15 protein-coding genes are annotated in these 19,358 nt (G+C 72.8%); 3 read left to right on the top strand and 12 right to left on the bottom strand.

The genetic code is table 11. The features are described from left to right. Positions 1-101: 101 nt before the first annotated feature. The 11 genes from ACZ56B_RS22545 to ACZ56B_RS22495 form a co-directional block, all read right to left on the bottom strand. Complete coding sequence (locus ACZ56B_RS22545; protein ID WP_468793502.1) at positions 102-515, bottom strand: cytidine deaminase; 414 nt, start codon at positions 513-515, stop codon at positions 102-104. Continuing rightward, complete coding sequence (locus ACZ56B_RS22540; RefSeq protein WP_468793499.1) at positions 512-1,786, bottom strand: ABC transporter permease; 1,275 nt, start codon at positions 1,784-1,786, stop codon at positions 512-514. Before ACZ56B_RS22540 ends, ACZ56B_RS22545 begins: the two co-directional genes overlap by 4 nt. Continuing rightward, the gene (locus ACZ56B_RS22535) at positions 1,783-2,916 is read right to left on the bottom strand and encodes an ABC transporter permease (RefSeq protein WP_468793496.1); all 1,134 of its coding nucleotides are present in this window, start codon (positions 2,914-2,916) and stop codon (positions 1,783-1,785) included. Before ACZ56B_RS22535 ends, ACZ56B_RS22540 begins: the two co-directional genes overlap by 4 nt. Further along, complete coding sequence (locus ACZ56B_RS22530; protein WP_468793493.1) at positions 2,916-4,493, bottom strand: ABC transporter ATP-binding protein; 1,578 nt, start codon at positions 4,491-4,493, stop codon at positions 2,916-2,918. The genes ACZ56B_RS22535 and ACZ56B_RS22530 overlap by 1 nt, the downstream gene beginning before the upstream one ends. Before the next feature lie 213 nt (positions 4,494-4,706). After that, positions 4,707-5,759 carry a BMP family lipoprotein gene (locus ACZ56B_RS22525; RefSeq protein ID WP_468793490.1) on the bottom strand — a complete coding sequence of 351 codons (1,053 nt, stop codon included), beginning with the start codon at positions 5,757-5,759 and terminating at the stop codon, positions 4,707-4,709. A 282-nt stretch (positions 5,760-6,041) separates the two neighbouring features. Beyond that, on the bottom strand, positions 6,042-7,094 hold the full coding sequence (locus ACZ56B_RS22520; RefSeq protein WP_468793488.1) for a BMP family lipoprotein: 1,053 nt from the start codon (positions 7,092-7,094) through the stop codon (positions 6,042-6,044). A 279-nt stretch (positions 7,095-7,373) separates the two neighbouring features. Beyond that, entirely contained in the window at positions 7,374-8,603 is a 1,230-nt protein-coding gene (locus ACZ56B_RS22515) for a M20 family metallopeptidase (protein ID WP_468793514.1), read from the bottom strand. Positions 8,604-9,085: 482 nt separating this feature from the next. Next, positions 9,086-10,150 (bottom strand): hypothetical protein, encoded by a 1,065-nt coding sequence (locus tag ACZ56B_RS22510; protein WP_468793485.1) that lies wholly within the window; start codon positions 10,148-10,150, stop codon positions 9,086-9,088. A 46-nt stretch (positions 10,151-10,196) separates the two neighbouring features. After that, positions 10,197-11,132 carry an N-acetylneuraminate synthase family protein gene (locus ACZ56B_RS22505; protein WP_468793482.1) on the bottom strand — a complete coding sequence of 312 codons (936 nt, stop codon included), beginning with the start codon at positions 11,130-11,132 and terminating at the stop codon, positions 10,197-10,199. Positions 11,133-11,146: 14 nt separating this feature from the next. Then, positions 11,147-12,439 (bottom strand): cytidylyltransferase domain-containing protein, encoded by a 1,293-nt coding sequence (locus ACZ56B_RS22500; protein WP_468793479.1) that lies wholly within the window; start codon positions 12,437-12,439, stop codon positions 11,147-11,149. Positions 12,440-12,483: 44 nt separating this feature from the next. Further along, on the bottom strand, positions 12,484-13,827 hold the full coding sequence (locus ACZ56B_RS22495; protein ID WP_468793476.1) for a DUF6716 putative glycosyltransferase: 1,344 nt from the start codon (positions 13,825-13,827) through the stop codon (positions 12,484-12,486). 198 nt (positions 13,828-14,025) lie between these two features. On the opposite strand from ACZ56B_RS22495, the gene ACZ56B_RS22490 reads away from it, so the two are divergent. From ACZ56B_RS22490 to ACZ56B_RS22480, 3 genes are all read left to right on the top strand, one after another. Then, the gene (locus ACZ56B_RS22490) at positions 14,026-15,012 is read left to right on the top strand and encodes a glycosyltransferase family 2 protein (RefSeq protein ID WP_468793434.1); all 987 of its coding nucleotides are present in this window, start codon (positions 14,026-14,028) and stop codon (positions 15,010-15,012) included. Beyond that, positions 15,012-16,337, top strand: coding sequence for a polysialyltransferase family glycosyltransferase (locus tag ACZ56B_RS22485; RefSeq protein WP_468793431.1), 1,326 nt, complete (start codon positions 15,012-15,014; stop codon positions 16,335-16,337). The genes ACZ56B_RS22490 and ACZ56B_RS22485 overlap by 1 nt, the downstream gene beginning before the upstream one ends. Before the next feature lie 232 nt (positions 16,338-16,569). After that, a complete protein-coding gene (locus ACZ56B_RS22480) occupies positions 16,570-17,691 on the top strand; it encodes an acyltransferase family protein (RefSeq protein ID WP_468793428.1) in 1,122 nt (373 codons plus the stop codon). 96 nt (positions 17,692-17,787) lie between these two features. On the opposite strand, the gene ACZ56B_RS22475 is transcribed toward ACZ56B_RS22480, so the two are convergent. Continuing rightward, the gene (locus ACZ56B_RS22475; protein ID WP_468793425.1) at positions 17,788-19,101 is read right to left on the bottom strand and encodes a trypsin-like serine protease; all 1,314 of its coding nucleotides are present in this window, start codon (positions 19,099-19,101) and stop codon (positions 17,788-17,790) included. Positions 19,102-19,358 lie beyond the last annotated feature (257 nt).

Below are 19,358 nucleotides of genomic sequence, written 5' to 3'. Positions count from 1 at the left end.
CCCCCCCCCCCCCCCCCCCCCCCCCCCCCCCCCCCCCCCCCCCCCCCCCCCCCCCCCCCCCCCCCCCCCCCCCCCCCCCCCCCCCCCCCCCCGCCCGGGAGTTACTTGGTGAGGTGCTGCGGGCCGAAGGCCTGGGGCAGCATCTCCGACAGCGGCAGGATGCCCGCCGGGGTCTCCAGCAGCAGTCCGGGGCCGCCGAACTCGTACAGCAGCTGGCGGCAGCGGCCGCACGGGACGAGGATCTCGCCCCGGCCGTCCACGCAGGTGAAGTGCGTGAGCCGGCCGCCCCCGGTGCGCTGCAGCTCGGAGACCAGTCCGCACTCGGCGCACAGGCCGAGCCCGTAGCTGGCGTTCTCGACGTTGCAGCCGGAGACCGTGCGGCCGTCGTCGACCAGGGCGGCGACGCCGACCGGGTACTCCGAGTAGGGGACGTAGGCGTGGGTCATGGCCTCCCGGGCGAGGGCGCGCAGCGCCTCCCAGTCGACGTCCCTCCCGGCGGAGGCGGGCGGGGTCATTTGCCTTGTCCCTTCCGGTACGGCATGCCGTCCGCCTTCGGCATCCGCAGCCGCTGGGCGGACAGGGCGAGGACGACGAGGGTGATGGCGTACGGCGTGGCGGAGACGACCTGGTTGGGGACCTCGTTGGTGCCGGCGTACCAGGCGAAGACGAGGGCGCCGACGACCAGGGTGATCGCCGCGTGGACGTACTTCTTGCGGACGGCCAGCCAGATCGCGCCGATGACCAGCAGCAGCGCGCCGAGCAGCAGCAGGGCGTGCACGTTGGCGGAGCCGCCGCGCAGGTTGAGGCTGTCGGTGTAGCCGAAGAGGCCGGCGCCGAGGGCGAGGCCGCCCGGCATCCAGTTGCCGAAGATCATCGCGGCGAGGCCGATGTAGCCGCGTCCGCTGGTCTGGCCCTCCAGGTAGAAGGGGTTGGCCACGATGGACAGGAAGACGCCGCCGAGGCCGGCCAGGGCGCCGGAGATGATCACGGCGAGGTACTTGTACTTGTAGACGTTGACGCCGAGGGACTCGGCGGCCACCGGGTTCTCGCCGCAGGAGCGCAGCCGCAGGCCGAAGGGGGTGCGCCACAGGATCCACCAGGTGGCGGGGACGAGCGCGACGGCGATCAGGGTCAGCCAGGAGACGTCGGTGACCAGTCCGCCGAGCAGGCCCGCGATGTCGGAGACGAAGAACCAGCCCTTGGCGTTGAGGTCGCTCAGCGCGTCGGACAGGCCCGGCACGGTGAAGTGGCCGAGGGACTCGACCGCCGGGGACTGCTTGGCGGAGCCGCCCTGGTGGCCCTCGAAGGCCAGCGGGGCGAGGTAGCGGGTGGCGCCGAGGGCGAGGATGTTGATCGCCACACCGGAGACGATGTGGTTGACGTTGAAGGTGACGGTGACCAGGGCGTGCAGCAGGCCGCCGAGGGCGCCGCCGGCCAGTCCGACGAGGACGCCGGTCCACGGGCCCCACTGGAAACCGGCCCAGGCGCCGAACCAGGTGCCGAGGATCATCATGCCCTCGAGGCCGATGTTGACGACGCCGGCGCGTTCGGCCCACAGGCCGCCGAGACCGGCGAGGCCGATCGGGACGGCGAGCTGGAGCGCGGTGGACATCTGGCTGACGTTGGTGATGCCGTCCGCGCCGGTGATCAGGCGGACGAGCGAGGTCAGCGCCAGGCCTCCGGCGATGACCAGGAGCAGTACCGGCAGCGACATGCGGCGGCCGGCCGGCGGTGCGTGCTCCAGCGACGGCTGGTTGACGTCGGTCGCTGTGGTCGGAGCGGTCATCGGCCGGCCACCTCCTTCGTGGTGTTGTTGTCGGCGCCCGGGCCGCCGAGGACATGGCCGGCGGCGAGTTCCGCGCCGACCCGGCGCTGCTGGCGGCGCAGGCCCCACTCGCGGACGGCCTCGTAGGAGACGACGACCGAGAGGACGATCAGGCCCTGCATGATGACCGCGATCTCCTTGTCGTAGCCGTGGAAGTCCAGCTCGGGCGAGGCCTTGTCGAGCCAGGCCCACAGCAGGGCGGCGAAGGCGATGCCCACCGGGCTGTTGCGGCCGAGCAGGGCGATGCCGATGCCGAGGAAGCCGATGCCGGTGGGGAAGTTCAGGCTGTAGGTGTGGGTGTCGCCGAGCAGGATCGGCAGGCCCGCGAGTCCGGCGATGGCGCCCGAGAGCAGCATGGCGGTGAGCACCATGCGCTTGGGGCTGACGCCGCTGGCCGCGGCGGCGGACTCCGAGGCGCCGGAGGCGCGCAGGTCGAAGCCGAAGCGGGTGCGGTTGAGGACGACCCAGTAGCCGATGCCGAGCAGCGCGGCGAGGACGACCAAGCCGTAGATCTCGCCGGCCTCGCCCATGTCGATGCCGGGGACCCAGCCGGACTCGTGCATCTCGCCGGTGGTGTTGTTGTTGCCGATCTTGACGCCGAAGACGGTCGGCAGCCACAGGTAGCCGATGACGGAGGTCGCGATCGCGTTGAGCATGATCGTCGCGACGACCTCGCTGACGCCGCGGGTGACCTTGAGGACACCGGCGATGCCGGACCAGAAGGCGCCGGTGAGCACGGCGGTGAGCAGCAGCAGCGGGATCTGCAGGGGGGCGGGCAGGGCGGCGTGGGCGCCGACGATGGCGGCCGTCATGGCGGCGAGCTGGTACTGGCCGTCGACGCCAATGTTGAACAGGTTCATCCGGAAGCCGATGGCCACCGCGAGGGCCGCGATGTAGTACATCGAGGCCTGGTTGACGATCAGGACCTGGATGTCGGAGAACCCGGCCTGCTCGAACATCAGGGCGAACGGCTCGACCGGGTTCTTGCCGGAGGCGATCAGCACGATCGCGCTGAGCACGAAGGCCACGGCGAGCGCGATGACCGGCCCGGCCACCGCGAGGAGCACGCGCTCCCTGTCGAACTTCTTCATCAGCGGGCCTCGTCTTCCGGAGACTCGGGGGACTTGGAGAGGTCGGCCGGGGTCTCGGGGGTCTGTTCGTGTTCGAGGTGTCCGGAGGCCGCACCGGTCATGGCGGTGCCGAGCTCCTCGGGGGTGATGGTGGCCGGGTCGGCGTCCGCGACCAGCCTGCCGTCGTAGATCACGCGGAGGGTGTCGGACAGGCCGATCAGCTCGTCCAGGTCGGCGGAGATCAGCAGCACGGCCAGGCCCTCGCGGCGGGCCTCGCGGATGTGGTCCCAGATGGCGGCCTGGGCGCCGACGTCCACACCGCGGGTGGGGTGGGCGGCGATCAGGAAGCGCGGCTCGTGGCTCATCTCGCGGCCGACGATCAGCTTCTGCTGGTTGCCGCCGGACAGGGAGGCCGCGGTGACGTCGATGCCCGGGGTGCGGACGTCGTACGCCGTCACGATGCGGCGGGTGTCCTCCTGGGCGGCCTTCGGGTCCAGCCAGACGCCCTTGGCGTTGGGCTTCTCGGTGACGTGGCCGAGGATGCGGTTCTCCCAGAGGGGGGCCTCCAGGAGCAGGCCGTGGCGGTGGCGGTCCTCGGGGATGTAGCCGATGCCCTGCTCGCGGCGCTTGCGGGTGGGCAGCGCGGTGATGTCCTCGCCCAGGAAGCGGATGGTGCCGGAGTCGGCGTGCCGCAGGCCGATGAGCGCGTCGACCAGCTCGGTCTGGCCGTTGCCCTCGACGCCGGCGATGCCCAGGACCTCGCCCTCGTGGATGGTGAAGGTGATGTCGTCGAGCAGGGCCTTGCCGCCGGGGGCCGTCAGGCGCAGCTTGTCGACGGTGACGACCGGGCGGTCGGTGACCGTGGACTCGGCCGTCTCGGGGGTGGGCAGTTCGCTGCCGACCATCATCTCGGCGAGCTGGCGGGGGGTGGTCTCGGCGGGGACGGCGGTGCCGACCGTGGTGCCGCGGCGGATGACGGTGATCTCGTCGGCGACGGAGAGGACCTCGCCCAGCTTGTGGGAGATGAAGATGACCGACAGGCCCTCGGACTTGAGTTCGCGGAGGTTCTCGAAGAGGGCGTCCACCTCCTGCGGGACCAGGACGGCGGTGGGCTCGTCGAGGATCAGGGTGGTGGCGCCGCGGTAGAGGACCTTGAGGATCTCCACGCGCTGGCGGGCGGCGACGCCGAGTTCCTCGACCAGGACGTCCGGGCGGACGTCGAGGCCGTAGCGCTCGGAGATCTCCTTGATCTTCCGGCGGGCCCTGGCCCCGATGCCGTGCAGCTTCTCGCTGCCGAGCACCACGTTCTCGAGGACGGTGAGGTTGTCGGCGAGCATGAAGTGCTGGTGCACCATGCCGATGCCGCGGACGATGGCGTCGGCCGGCGACGAGAAGGCGACCTGCTCGCCGTCGATCGCGATGGTGCCCTCGTCCGGCTTCTGCATGCCGTAGAGGATCTTCATCAGCGTCGACTTGCCGGCTCCGTTCTCGCCGACGAGGGCGTGGACGGTGCCCTTGCGGACGGTGAGGTGGATGTCGTGGTTGGCCACGACGCCCGGGAAACGCTTCGTGATCCCGGCGAGCTCGACGGCGGTCACCGATTCGTTGACCGCCGCTCCGGCCGGAGGGCTGCTGGACGCGTTGATGGCGCACTCTCCTGGGGACGGGGGTCGTCTACGCGCGTAGCGCCCCTACGGCATACAAAGCGGCGGCACCTCACGCCGACGGGGTACGGGGAGCCGGGCTCCCCGTACCCCGTCGAGCGGACGCAACCCCGCGGTTACCTGCTGCTCAGGGTCGTTCGGGGACTCTCAGCTCGACTTGACCTTGATCTCGCCGCTGACGATCTTCTCCTTGGCCTTCTCGATGGCTGCCTGGAGCTCGGCGTCGTCCGCGAACTTCGGGTTGGAGTTCGACAGGCCCACCTCGCCCGTCTTCAGATCGCCCTTGACGATACCGGTCGCCGGCTTGCCGTCCTCGACCGACTTCGCCAGGTTGTACACCGCCTTGGCGACGTCCTTCGTCGCCGAGGTGAGGATCGAGTCCTTGTACTTGGCGAGGGCTTCCTGCTTGTACTGGTCGGAGTCGACGCCGATCGCCCACACCTCGTTGGCGGCGGCGGCCTCGATGACGCCCTGCCCGGACAGGCCGGCGGCCGCGTAGACGACGTCGGCCTTCTTCTCGATCTGGCCCTCGGCGGCGCTCTTGCCCTTGTCGGGGCTGGAGAAGCCGCCCTCCTCCGCCGTCTGCGTCAGGAACTGCGAGATCACCTTGACCTTCGGGTTCGTGTCCTTGACGCCCTGCTCGAAGCCCGCGCGGAACTTGTGGATCAGCGGGATGTCCACACCGCCGATGAAGCCGACGACGTCGGTCTCGGTGGTCTCGGCGGCGGCGACGCCGGCCAGGTAGGAGGCCTCCTCCTCGGAGAAGACCAGGTCGGCGACGTTGTCCGCCTCGACCGTGGCGTCGTCGACGATGCCGAAGGTGGTGTCCGGGTACTTCTCCGCGGCACCCTTCACGGCGGCGGCGTAGGCGTAGCCGACACCGATGACCGGGTTGTAGCCCTGCTTGGCCAGCGAGACCAGGCGCTGCTCCTTGTCCGCGTCCGTCTCGCCGTCGGTGGGCTCGACGTCGGCGGTCTCGTACTTGAACTCCTTCTTGGCCTGCTGCAGGCCCGCGAAGGCGGCGTCGTTGAAGGACTGGTCGCCGCGGCCGCCGACGTCGTACGCGATGGCCAGGCCCTTGTCGCCCTTCGACTCGGAGGACGAGCCCGAGGAGGTCGAGGTGCCGCCGCAGGCGGAGAGGGCGAGGGCCAGGGAGGCGGTCGCCGCGCCTGCGACCGTGATCCGGGAAATCCGGCGCATGGTGTGGTGCTCCTGTCGTACAAGCGCCGGACGGTTCAGCTACGGCGCTGGCTTCGCCGCAGATTAACGCGCGTAGACCAACCTGAAAACCCCTTCTGTCCACCTTGTTATCCGGCCGTGCCCAAGCCGTCGTGGAACACCGGCCGGGGCGTTGCCGACAGCGAAGAGGGGGTGGCGGTGGGTGAGGTGCGCGGCCGGGCGCGGACACGCGGAGCGGGCGGGCGCTCCGGGCGCCCGCCCGCTCCGTGCGGATCCGCCACGACCGGTCGCGGCCGGGTCCCGCTACTCCGTCCTGACCTTGATGGAGCCGTCGACGATGCCCTGCTCGGCCTTGGCCACGGCGTCCGTCAGGCCGGGGATCTCGGCCATCTTCGGGTTGCTCTCGGACAGGCCCACGCCGTCCACCTCGAGGTCGAACACCTGGGTGCCGGTCAGCGGCTTGCCGTCCTCGACGGACTTGGCCAGGGCGTACACCGCACCGCCGACGTCCTTCAGGGCGGAGGTGAGGATGTGGTCCTTGTACGCGGCGAGGGCTTCCTGCTTGTACTGGTCGGAGTCGACGCCGATCGCCCAGACCTTCGCCTTGGCGGCGGCCTCGATGACGCCCTGGCCGGACAGGCCGGCCGCCTGGTAGACGACGTCGGCCTTCTTCTCGATCTGGCCCTCGGCGGCGGCCCTGCCCTTGTCGGGGCTGGAGAAGCCGCCCTCCTCCGCCGTCTGCGTCAGGTACTGCGGGATCACCTTGACCCCGGGGTCGGTGTCCTTGACGCCCTGGGCGAAGCCGGCCTCGAACTTGTGGATCAGCGGGATGTCCACGCCCCCCACGAAACCGACGGTCTTCGTCTCGGTGGCCTTGGCGGCGGCGACGCCGGCCAGGTACGAGGCCTGCTCCTCGGCGAAGACGAGGGAGGCGACGTTCTCGCCCTCGACCACGGAGTCGACGATGCCGAAGGTGGTGTCCGGGTACTTCGCGGCCACGGCCTTCATCGCGGGGCCGTAGGCGAAGCCGACGCCGATGACGGGGTCGTAGCCCTGGCGGGCCAGCGAGGCCAGGCGCTGCTCCTTGTCCGCGTCCGTCTCGCCCTCGGTGGGTTCGACGTCGGCGGTCTTGTAGCCGAACTCCTCCTTCGCCTTGCTGAGGCCGGCGAAGGCGGCGTCGTTGAAGGACTGGTCGCCCTTGCCGCCGATGTCGTAGGCGATGGCGAGGCCGAGGTCCTCCTTCTCGGAGCCGCCGCCGTCGCCGTTGTCGCTGCTGGTGCCGCCGCAGGCGGTGGCGGCGAGCGCGAGCGACGCGACCCCCACCGCGGCGCGGATCAGTCCGGATGTCCGACGCATCTGAAGTTCCCCATTCTCCAAAACCCCGCAGCGGGTGCTCGGTTCGGCGCACATTAACGCGCGTAGAAACTCCTGGGAACGGGATTCCGCGGGGCCGTTATCCATTCGTGCCGATGGCCGGTCGCGCCCCGGTGGACCGGGTGACCGCGGGGCCGGAAGGGGATCCGCGGCGCGACGCGCGGGCCGGTGCGGCACGCGCCCCACGGTGCCTCTCCCCCGTCCGCGCCGCAACCGGAGCGGACGGAGGAGGGGCGGCGGGGACCGCCGGGGCGGGAGGGCTCAGCGGAGGGAGTCGAGGAAGGCGGCGGCGGTGAAGAGCTCCACGCCCACGGTGATGGCGTGCTCGTCCACGTCGAAGTCGCCCTGGTGCAGGTCGCGCACGGTGCGCTCACCGGGAGGACGGACGCCGAGGCGGGCCATGGCGCCGGGGACGTGCTCCAGGTACCAGGAGAAGTCCTCGCCGCCCAGGCTCTGCTCGGTGCCCTCGACGGAGTCCGCTCCGCGCCGGGCGACCATGGCGTCGCGCAGCAGCGCGGCGGCCCCGGCCTCGTTGACGACCGGCGGGACGCCGCGCACGTAGTTGATCTCCGACTTGGCGCCGTGCAGGTTGGCCACCTCGTCGATGGCCGCGACCACGACGTCGGGGGCCTGCCGCCAGGCGTCCAGGTCGAGGCAGCGGACGGTGCCGGACAGCTCGGCGTGCTGCGGGATGACGTTGGGCGCGTGGCCCGACTCGATCCGGCCCCAGGTCACGGCGAGCCCGCTGCGGGTGTCGACGCGCCGGCCGACCAGGGCGGGCACGTCGGTGACGACGCGGGCGGCGGCGGTGACCAGGTCGGTGGTCAGGTGCGGGCGGGCGGTGTGGCCGCCGGGACCGTCGAGGGCGATCTCCAGCCGGTCGCAGGCCGAGGTGATGGGCCCCTCGCGCAGTCCGATCCGCCCGGCGTCGACCCGGGGGTCGCAGTGCACGGCGAGGATCCGTCCGATGCCGTCGAGCCCGCCGTCCTCGATGACCTCGGCGGCGCCGCCGGGCAGCACCTCCTCGGCGGGCTGGAAGATCAGCCGCACGGGCCGGGGCAGCAGGCCCTGGCGGTGCAGTTCGGCGAGGACCAGCCCGGCGCCGAGCACCACGGTGGTGTGCACGTCGTGGCCGCAGGCGTGCGCGCGGTCGGGCACGGTGGAGCGGTACGGGCACTCGGCCTTCATGTCGGGGATGGGCAGGCCGTCGATGTCGGCGCGCAGGGCGAGCATCGCCGAGTCGGTGCCGGCCTCGTGGTCCGCCCCGATGTCACAGATCACGCCGGTCCCGCTGGAGAGCACCCGTGGCCTCAGGCCGGCCCGCTGCAGCCGCTCCTTGATCGCGGCGGTCGTGCGGAACTCCTGGTGGCCGAGTTCCGGGTGCATGTGCAGGTCGCGGCGGAACGCGACGAGCTCGGCGCGCAGGGCCTCGGGCAGCGCGCCGGGGAGCACCGCTCCTCCGGGTAGATCGACCTCGGTCTCCAGTGACATCAGTGGTTTCACCCTTTGAAGGGTAGGGCTCCGGGGCTGTCGGCTGACCCTCGAGCAAGAAAAATCAGCCCGTTAGGGGAAGAAAACGCGGCTGCCCTACGCATAGCTGTCCGTCAGGATGGGTAAAATCCCCGCTTCTTTGCAAGGCAAAAGCCCCGTGACCTGCCGCGCCGTGACGTCGGTCACAGCCGCGTCACGGTTTCAGCACCCATCCACTCCTCCACGATTACCACGCTCGGCCCAGCTCACGCGGACCGGTTCATCCGGCGGACACCGGTTCCGCCGTCCGGGGCGGACCGGTGGCGGGTGCGCGCGCGTGGTCGGGGCGGGCCGACGGTGGGGTCCGGGCGGACCCGCGGCGGGTGCGCGGCGGGCCCGCGGCGGGGTCCGGAACGGCCGGCGGACGGCCTCCGGAGGGCGCGGACCCGACTCGGTCCCGTCCCGGAGGCGTGCTCCGGCGGCGCGGCGCCGGGGCCGCGCGGTCAGACCGCCGGTATCACCGACAGGTGGTGGGCGTCCTTCGCCGTGTCCGTGACGTTCGACAGGAAGCCCCGGGCCCGGGGGGAGGCGTTCCGGGTCAGCCAGGCGGGGTCGATGTCGCAGACCGCGACGGTGACCCCCGTGCCGGCCAGGGCGAGCGGGAGGGTGTGGACGACCGTGGAGGGGAAGCTGACGACGGTGCGGCCGATGGGGCCGCGGCGGGCCGTCAGCTCCAGGGGCAGTTCGGGCCGGACGACCTCCAGGCCCGTCCCGGCCGCCAGCCGGTGGAGTTTCTCCGTGCTCTCGCGGCGGTGGGCGAAGTAGCGGGCCGCCCCGTGGGCCGCGGCCAGGGACCGGACGGCCTCCAGGTAGGCGTCGGCGTCCACCACGCCGGTCTCCACCAGGGAGGTGCCCACCAGGTCGGCGCCCCTGGTGATGCGGGGCGGTCCGAAGCGGTCCCGGGTCCAGGCGAAGGTGTGGGCGGTGAGCGTGACGCCGGGCGGGGCCTGCTCGACCGGCATGGAGGAGAAGACCTCCACCCGGTGCGCGTCGTCCGGGGTGAGCCGGCGCCGGGCGACGGCCGACACCGGGGCGAGGAGCAGGTCCCGGGGGCCCGGACGGCCGCCCTTGCGGTGCCAGCGGACCAGGCGCTCGCCCCGGGCCAGCTGGCCGACGAACTCCATGGTCGCCGTGCCGTCGTCGACGACGACGAGGTCGCGGGCCCGGGTGATCGTCAGCAGGAGCTGGACGTACCGCGAGAAGGGGTCGCCGAGGACGACCCGGGAAGCCCGGCGGAGCGGGCCGGCCAGGCCGCCGATCGTCCGCAGCGGCGCGGCCGGTCCGCCCCTGGCCTCCTCCCAGCGGATCTCGTGGCCCTCCTCGCGGGCCAGTTCGGACATGCGGCGCAACTGGCCGCGCGTCATCGGGTCGACGGGGGACAGCACCACGAGGACGAGCCCCGCGCCGGGAGCGTGCGCGTGCGCCCACTCCAGCACGTTCAGCAGCTGTACCGGACTCTCGACGAAGGCGAGGGTGTGGGGGCCGGCCTTCCCGGCGCGAGGGCTCATCGACGTACGCCGTTCCCGTCTCGAGGGGGTGGGGGGTTCGGTGTGCTCAGACCGTCAGCGGTTCGCCCGCCGCCGCCGCGATCTCCGCCTCGGCGACCGCGCCGGGGACGCGGCGCAGCTTCTTCATCGGGCCCAGCTCGGACTCGTAGACCTTCTTCACGCCGTCGCCGAGGGACGCCTCGATGGTGCGGATGTCGCGGACGAGGCGGGCGAGGCCCTGCGGCTCGACGGAGGCGGCCTGGTCGGAGCCCCACATGGCGCGGTCCAGGGTGATGTGGCGCTCGACGAAGACGGCGCCGAGGGCGACGGCGGCCAGGGTGGTCTGCAGGCCGGTCTCGTGGCCGGAGTAGCCGATCGGCACGTTCGGGTACTCCTGCTGGAGGGTGTTGATCACCCGCAGGTTCAGCTCCTCGGCCTTCGCCGGGTAGGTGGAGGTGGCGTGGCAGAGCAGGATGTTCTCGCTGCCCAGGACCTCGACCGCGTGGCGGATCTGCTTCGGGGTGGACATGCCGGTGGAGAGGATGACCGTGCGGCCGGTGGCGCGCAGGGCGCGCAGCAGCTCGTCGTCGGTGAGGGAGGCGGAGGCGACCTTGTGGGCGGGGACGTCGAACTTCTCCAGGAAGGCGACGGCCTCGGTGTCCCACGGGGAGGCGAACCAGTCGATGCCCTTCTTCCTGCAGTAGGCGTCGATCTGGCGGTACTCGTCCTCGCCGAACTCCACGCGGTGGCGGTAGTCGATGTACGTCATCCGGCCCCAGGGGGTGTCGCGCTCGATGTCCCACTGGTCGCGCGGGGTGCAGATCTCGGGCGTGCGCTTCTGGAACTTGACCGCGTCGCAGCCGGCCTCGGCCGCGGCGTCGATCAGCTTGAAGGCGTTCTCGATGTCGCCGTTGTGGTTGATGCCGATCTCGCCGGTGACGTAGACGGGACGGCCGGGGCCGGCCTCGCGGGAGCCGAGGGTGCGGATGCGGGAGTTGTTCATGACAGGGGGTTTCCTTACGTGGGGAGGGAATCGAGAGAGGGACCGAGGATCCAGCCGGCGATCTCCCGGATCGCGCCGTCGCCGCCGGGGAGGGAGGTGACCGCGCGTGCGGCGCCGCGTACGACGTCGTGGGCGCTCGCGACCGCCACGGGCCAGCCGACGAGGGCGAAGCACGGGAGGTCGTTGACGTCGTTGCCGACGTAGAGCACGCGCTCCGGCGCGATGCCCTGCTCCTCGCACCACTGCTTGAGTGCGAGGTCCTTGCGGTCGACGCCGTGCAGCACGGGCAGCCTCAGCTTGCGCGCGCGGGCGGCGACGACCGGGTTCTGCTCCGTGGACAGGATCAGGAGCTTCAGGCCGCTCCTGCGCAGGGCGGCGATGCCGAGGCCGTCGCCGCGGTGCACGGCGACGAACTCCTGTCCGGTGGAGTCGATCAGCACCCGGTCGTCGGTCTGGGTGCCGTCGAAGTCGAGGACGACCGCGTCGACGTCGTCGGCGGTCGGGAGGGCGCCGGGCCGGTGCGCGTCGAAGAGGGGCGCGAGGGCGCGGGCCCGGGCGAGGTCGTGCGGGTCGTCTATCTCCAGCACGCGGGCCGGGTCGGTGCGCACGAGCTCGGTGCGGCCGAAGAAGCGGTGCCGGTGCTCGCGGAAGCCGGCCGCGTCCATGGCGTAGGCGGCGCCGGTCTCCAGCAGGTCCTGGGGGCGGTCCTGGCGGCGGGGGCGGAAGGACTTGTCGTGGTTGACGCCGTGACCGCCGCCGGGGACCGTCCCGTCGGTGGCACCGGGGGCGTCGGCGGCGTCCCGCCAGAGGAAGCCGTGGAAGGGGGCTACGGTGACGGCGGTGTCCGCGCCCCGGTCGGCGACCGCGCCGGCCACGCCGTCGACGTCCTCGCTCAGCAGGAAGGGACTGGTGCACTGCACGAGCAGGACGACGTCCACCGGGGCGCCGTGCAGGGCCTCGTGGGTCTCCAGGGCGTGCAGGACGGCGGCCTCGGAGGTGGCGGTGTCGCCGGCGATGGCGGCGGGCCGCAGCACGACCTCGGCGCCGGCCTGCCGGGCCGCGGCGGCGATGGCGCGGTCGTCGGTGGAGACCACGACGTCGGTGACGTACCGGGCGGCGCGGCACTCGCGCACGGCCCGCGCCACCAGGGGAACGCCGCCGACGGGGGCGAGGTTCTTCGCGGGCACTCCCTTGGAGCCGCCGCGCGCGGGGATCACGGCGAGCACCCGGCGCTCCCCCGGCCGGTCGGCCGCGTCCGGGCGGGGGGTGCCTCCGGCGGCGCCCTGGCCCGTCGGCGGGTGGGACATGGGATCAGCTCCTCGAGCGGGGATCGGGTGGGGGAACGGGGCGGTCACAGCTCGCCCATCCGGCGGATCACCGGGGCCACGCGCTGCACGCCGTGCCGGTAGGCGCCGCGCGCCGCCCGGCGCACGATCTGCCGGACCGGCCCGGGCTCCCGGTCGGCGGTGGGCGCGCCGGGCAGCGGGGCGCCGTCCGGGCCGAGGTGGTGGCGGGCGAGGATGCCGGGCAGGTAGCCGGGCGCGGTGACGGGCGTGTAGTACGGGGCCAGCGGCGGCAGTCCGCCGGGCCGGCCGAGCAGTTCGGCGATGCGGGCGCGGGCGGCGTCGAAGGCGGTGGCGTAGGAGTCCCCTTCGGCGGCGACGCCCTGCCGGGCCACCCACCGCGCGTCGGGCTCCGGGCGGTGCCCGGCGTCGAGCCGGTCCCAGGAGGCGAGGCAGCCGGAGCCGACGAAGTGGTGGTTGCCGAGCGCCTCGCGCACCCCGAGGTCGGTGAGGACCGCGGTCGGGATGCGGCGGTGCAGCGACTCCAGCGCGGCGGTGGAGCTGACGGTGACCAGCAGGTCGGTGCGGTCGAGGACTTCGCCCATGTTTCCGTACACCAGGCGGAAGTTGGGCGGCGGGTCGAGCCGCTGCACCAGCTTCTGGTACGGCAGCTCCTCTATGTGCGTGGTGTGTTCACCCGGCTTGGAGCGCAGCTTGAGCAGCACCTCGCGCTCGGGGTGCCTGCGGGCGTGCTGGATCAGGCGGTCCAGCAGGTACGTGCGGTCCCTGCGGCTGTCCGGCACCGAGGGCTGGGCGGCGAAGACCACCGTGTAGGGGTCGTGTTCGCCGGTGTAGGGGTCCCCGCCGAGGAAGGGCAGCGCGACCTCGGTCACCGAGGAGGCGTCGGCGCCCACGCCCTCGTACACGGCGCGGAACCGGTCCGCGTCCTGGCGGGAGTTGGCCAGCACGAGGTCGGCGCCGTGGCGCAGCAGCAGGCCGTCGGCGAGCTTCTCGTAGACGACGCCGACGTACCCGGTGACGACGACGGGCCGCCGCGGGCGGTCCTCCCACACCCGTCCGAGGCCGTGCAGCATCGCCTGCACACCGCCGCCGACCAGGGCGAGCACGAGGACGTCGCAGGGTTCCTCGCGCATCGCGCGCAGGAACTCGGCGGCGGTGACCTCGCGGAGCGAGTCCGCGCGGACGCCGACCTCGCCGAGCTGGCGGGCGGTGGGGGTGGCGCGGCCCCGCAGCAGGTATCCGTCCAGGCGGAGGCCGGCACCGGCCGGGTCCCCCGGGTCCCCGGGTCCCGCCGACGCGACGCGGTTCGCGGTGAGCGCGCCCCATTTCCACCGGGTGTCGGAATCCGCGAGAACCGCCACCCTGAGGGGCTTCGTTGCACTTGCTGGCACGCCGAAGACGCTAGGAAGCCATTTCTAGGAATGGCCGAACCGCGACGCAACGAGAAGTTAACAACACCCCACCGCAAGCCGAATCGGCTTTTCGAACCCCCGGGAATGCGCGGGATGCACCGATCCGACACACCGCGTTCACCTCCCGTACGGCCACCGGAAAGCTGTCGCGCCGGGTCCGCCTCCTAGCCTTCAAAGGTGCCAAAGCTTTCCGTGATCGTGCCGTTCTACAACGTGCAGCAATACGCCCCGGACACTTTGAGGAGCCTGCGTGCGAACGCGCGGAGCGACTTCGAGTTCGTCCTGGTCGACGACCATTCCGAGGACGAGACGCCGGCGATTCTCGAGCGGGCGGCCGAGGAGCTTTCCCGTGTCGCCCAGGTGCGTCACATCCGCCACGAGGAGAACGGGGGTCTCGCCACCGCCCGCAACACCGGGCTCGACGCGGCGCGGGGCGAGTTCCTCGCCTTCCTCGACGGTGACGACTGGCTCGCCCCCGGCTACCTGGAGGAGCTGGTGACGGCCATCGAGGAGACGGGCTGCGACTTCGTGCGCACCGACCACGTGCAGACCAACGCCCGTGCCCGGTCCGTGCACCGAGTGCCGCACGGCCGCCGGAACGAGGTGCTGGACCCGCGGGACGCGATCCTGCCCGCCGACCGCTCGACCTCGGTGGACTACGCCTACGCCTGGGCGGGCGCCTTCCACCGGCGGCTGCTGGAGCGGGGGCTGCTGCACTTCACGGACGGGCTGCGCACGGCCGAGGACCGGCCGTGGATCTGGCGGCTGCACCGGGAGGCGGAGTCGTTCGCGGTGATCGGCCTCCTCGGTGTGTTCTACCGGCGCGGGGTCTCCTCCTCCCTCACCCAGATCGGCGACGTCCGCCAGCTCGACTTCATCCGCGCCTTCGACCAGGTGGTCGAGGAGACGGCCGCGGACCGCGACGCCGACCGGCTGCTGCCCAAGGCGGTGCGGACGTACTGCGCGATCATCGCGCACCACCTCTCGAACCAGGACCGGTTCGAACCGGCCGTGGCCAAGCGGCTGCGGGTGATGAGTGCGGCGGCGCTGAGGCGCATGCCGCAGGACCTGCTCGGCGACGTACTGGAGACCATGGACGTGGAACGTTCCGTCACGCTGCGGAGGCTGCGGCGCCGGGCCGTCCCGGGAGAGGCGGTCGCCTGATGCCCCGCACCACGCAGATCTTCTGCGCCTCGACCCTGTACGGCGCGGCCACCCTGGCCGCGGCGATCGAGTCCGACCTCTTCCCGGAGGCGGACCGCCGGCTGCTGCTGGTGTTCAACAACGCGGCGACACCGGAGACCACGCCGGCCCTGGACGAGATGCCGGGCTTCGCGGCGCTGGACGAGCACTTCGACGCGGTGCTGTCCTGGAACGAGGTCATCCGCCCCTTCCACCCGGGCGCCTGGTCCCCGCGCCCCGACGACATACCGCTGTTCGAGCGGTACCTCCGGCTGCTGTGGGGGCTGGGCGACGACCGGGTGGCGCTGGTCCTGGAGTCCCTCCAGGTCAGCCCGGCCCTCACGGTGGCGCAGCTGTTCACCGACGCCCCGATCGACGTCTACGCCGACGGCCTGATGAGCTACGGCCCCACCCGCAACAAGCTGGACCCGCTGGTCGGCACGCGGGTGCGGCGACTGCTGCACCTGGACCTGGTGCCGGGGCTGACGCCGATGCTGCTGACCGAGTTCGGCGTGCCGGCGCAGGTGGTGCCGACGCAGACGTTCCTCAAGGTGCTGGGCCGGCTGGGCGCCGGGCTGCCCGCCCTGCCCGAGGGCGCGGCGCTGCTGCTCGGCCAGTACCTGTCGGCCCTGGAGATCCTCTCCGCGGCGGAGGAGGAGGACCTGCACGTGCGCATGGTGCGCGGGGCCGTCGCACGCGGGCACCGCGCGATCGTCTTCAAGCCGCACCCGACCGCCCCGGCCCGCTACGGCCGCGCCCTGGAGGCGGAGGCCGAAAGGCTCGGTGTGGAGCTCACCGTCCTGGACACCCCCGTGCTCGCCGAGGTGCTGTTCGAACGGGCCGCTCCCGCGCTGGTCGTGGGCTGCTTCTCCACCGCCCTGTTCACCGCGTCCGCGCTCCACGGCCTGCCGGTCGCCCGGATCGGCACCGAGACGCTGCTGGAGCGGCTGACCCCCTATCAGAACAGCAACCGGATCCCGGTCGTCCTCGCCGACGCGCTGCTGCCGGACCTGGAGGGCAGGGCGGGCGAGGAGGCCGTCCCGGCCGACACGCTCACCGATCTGGTGACGGCGGTCGGCTTCACCATGCAGCCGCGGATGCACCCGGGGCTGCGCCCGGCCGCGGAACGCTACCTGTCCCGCTCCTACGGGCCGCGCACCCGCCGTTACTTCAGGCGCAAGCGGCTCACCTCGCTGGGGCTGCCCGGCGGTGTCCCGGAGCGGCTGGCGTTCCTGCCCCACAACTCCACGGCACGCCGGGTGGTGCGGCGGGCGCGGGCGCTGCGCAAGGCGGCGCGGCGGCGCTGAGCCCGCCGCGGCGGGCGGGACGGGGGAATGCGGCGGGGGGCGCGACGAGCGAGTGCGTTTCCTTCCGGGGGTTGTCGCGGGGAATCCGGAAAGGCGGGGGAATCCGGGGAAAAGGAAAGGTGAACTCGTCACGTCCGGACGGGGAATGGTGGGCCCGCCGTGCGGGCGGCGCCCGTGAATCGGACTAGCGTGCTCCTGAATCCGTCAGAAACCATCACTCCAGGGGATTTCCTTGACCAGCACGATCGCCCGCCCGGTGCCCGACGCGACCCGGCGGGCGAAGCCGGGGGAACCCCGGGGCGGAACACGGCTGCGGGCCCTGGACGGACTGCGTCTGGTCGCCGCCCTGATGGTCGCGGTCTACCACTACGGCGGCCGCGGCGGCGAGGTCGCCGAAGCGTGGGGAAGCTCGCCCAAGACGCAGTTCCCCACCCTGCACACCCTTTTCGCCTACGGCTGCCTGGGTGTGCAGGTCTTCTTCGTGATCAGCGGATTCGTCATCTGCATGAGCGGCTGGGGCCGGCCGTTGACCGCGTTCTTCGCGTCCCGCGCCTCCCGTCTCCTGCCCGCGTACTGGGCCGCGGTCGTTCTCGTGACGGCGGTGTTCGCCCTGCCCGTGGTCGCCTACGAGGCCGTCTCGCCCAGCGACGCGCTGGTGAACCTGACGATGCTGCAGCAGCCGCTCGGCGCGGACCGGGTGCTGGGGGTGTGCTGGACGCTGTGGGCGGAGATCCGCTTCTACGCGCTGTTCGCGCTGTGCGTGGTGCTGCCCGGTGCGAGCCGTCGGCGCGTGATCCTGTTCTGCGCGCTGTGGACCCTGGCGGCGGCGATCGCCCAGGGCGTCGACGAACCGCTGCTCGACCTGGTCCTGATGCCCGAGTACGCCCCGTTCTTCGTCGGCGGCATCGGCCTGTACCTCGTCCACCGCGACCGGCGGGACGCCTACGCGTGGGGCATCGTCGGCGTGAGCTGGCTGATCGGCCAGCACCACGCGGTCCGGGAGCTGTGGCACGCGCCGAGCGCGGACGCCTTCTCGAACCGGACCTCGTTCGGGATCGTGCTCGTGGTGACGCTCGGCTTCGTCGCGGTCGCCGCGATCGCGCTGGGGTGGCTGAACCGGGTGAACTGGCGCTGGCTGACGGTGGCGGGGGCGCTGACGTACCCGTTCTACCTGGTGCACGAGCACCTCGGCTGGGTGGTGATCCAGGGGCTGCACCGCGGCCTCGGCCTGGCGTCGGCCTGGACCTTCGCGCTCACGGTCGTCTCGATGCTGCTGCTCGCCTGGCTGCTGCACCGCTGCGTCGAGAAGCCGCTGACGCCGAAGCTGCGGGCGGCGCTCTCCGGACGGCGCTGAGCGGGCCGGGAGGGAAGCGGCACGGCTCCCCTCCCGGCCCGCTCCGCCGCCCGCGTCCCGTCGGGGAACCGCCGGCGGGAGAAGGAGCGTGCGGGATCAGTCCAGGGGCAGGGGAGCCGGATCCGCCGGTCCCGCTCCCTCGACGCGGAAGGTGTCGGCGTGCTCCAGCGTGAAGCGCTCCCAGCCCGCGACGCTGTCCGAGCGGGCGCGCAGCAGCCCCGCGTCCTCCCCGGTGTAGTTGGCTTCCACGGTGACGTACTTGCCGTTCGCCTGCGACCGCAGGGCGTACCTCCGGTCCCCCTGCGGCACCAGCGTGTACGACTCCCACCCGCCCGTGACGGACGCGCTGCGGGCGCGCAGCATCCCCGCGTGGGCGCCGGTCTGGTTGAGCTCGGTGCTGACGAAGAGGCCGTTGGCCTCGGACCGGAGCGCCACCGTCGTTCCGCCGTCGCGCGTGTGGAGCGTGAACTGCTCCCAGCCCGCGACGCCGTCGCCGCGGGCCTGCAGCCTGCCCGCGTGCCGGTCGGCGGCGTTCAGTTCCGCGGACACGTACTTGCCGTTCGCCTGCGCCTTCAGGGACCAGCGGGCCACCCGGGCCCCGATCCAGTCCGTGATGTCGTCCAGGCGGGTCCCGACGGCACCGCGGCGGGTCTCCTCGGAACCGAGGCACCCGCCCTGCCAGGAACGGCTGCTGACGGCGACCAGCACATCGCCGGCGGCGCCGGCCCGGACCGCCGGGCCGCCCGCGTCCCCCTTGCAGACCGCGGCGCCGTCCCGGCCGTCGACGTCCAGTTCCGTCCCCCGCACGCCGGTGACGGTGAACCCCCCGACGTGCGGCCGGTCGGGCACCCACTCGTCCGCGGTGCGGCCGTGGCCGGCGACGGACAGCTCCTCGCCCTCGGCGGGGGCCACCGCGCCGAGGGCCACCGGGGTCACGCCCCACACCGACGAGGACAGCCGCGCCAGCACGAGGTCCCGGTCGGCGCGGGGGACCAGTTCGACGACCTCGCGCACCTGGCCGGGCGTTTCCGGGCCGGCGCTCCCGACGGTGACCACGGTGCGCAGGGAAGGCGCTCCGGCGGCGAGGGAGGCGTACCGGCCGGGGTCGTCGGTGAAGCAGCTCGCCGCCGTGACGACCCATCGCGCCTCGATGAGCGCGCCCGAGCAGGAGCGTTCCGTGTCGCCCACCTCGATCCTCGCGAGGTAGGGCATCTCCCCGGGGCCGGCCGGGTCGCCCACGGTCGCCCGGGCCGGGCCGGCGACGAGTGTCCCCGCCGCGACCAGCACACCGGCGAACCACGCGCCGTACCTCTTCGCCCCGCGCGGGCGCGTCCCCCCGCCCGGACCTGACGACGGTCTTCTCCTGCGGTTGTCGGATTCCTTCACTTCCTGCTCCTGTTCCGTCTCCACTGCTCCCCCTTGCGAACGGGAGGAAGCCGGGAAAGTGAAGTGCACCGGGCTTTCCCCCGGGTGAACTGCGCGAGGCGGTGCGGCGAATGACGGCCCGCGGGCGGGAACGCGTGGCGGGACGTCCTGCGGGCCGGTGCTACCCGGGCGGAAGCGGACCGGGGGGGGGGGGGGGGGGGGGGGGGGGGGGGGGGGGGGGGGGGGGGGGGGGGGGGGGGGGGGGGGGGGCTCGGCGTGACTAGGGCGCACCACGCACGCCC

The organism is Streptomyces sp. NPDC034670, from assembly GCF_055574875.1.
This window is presented reverse-complemented; position numbering and strand designations above follow the sequence as displayed.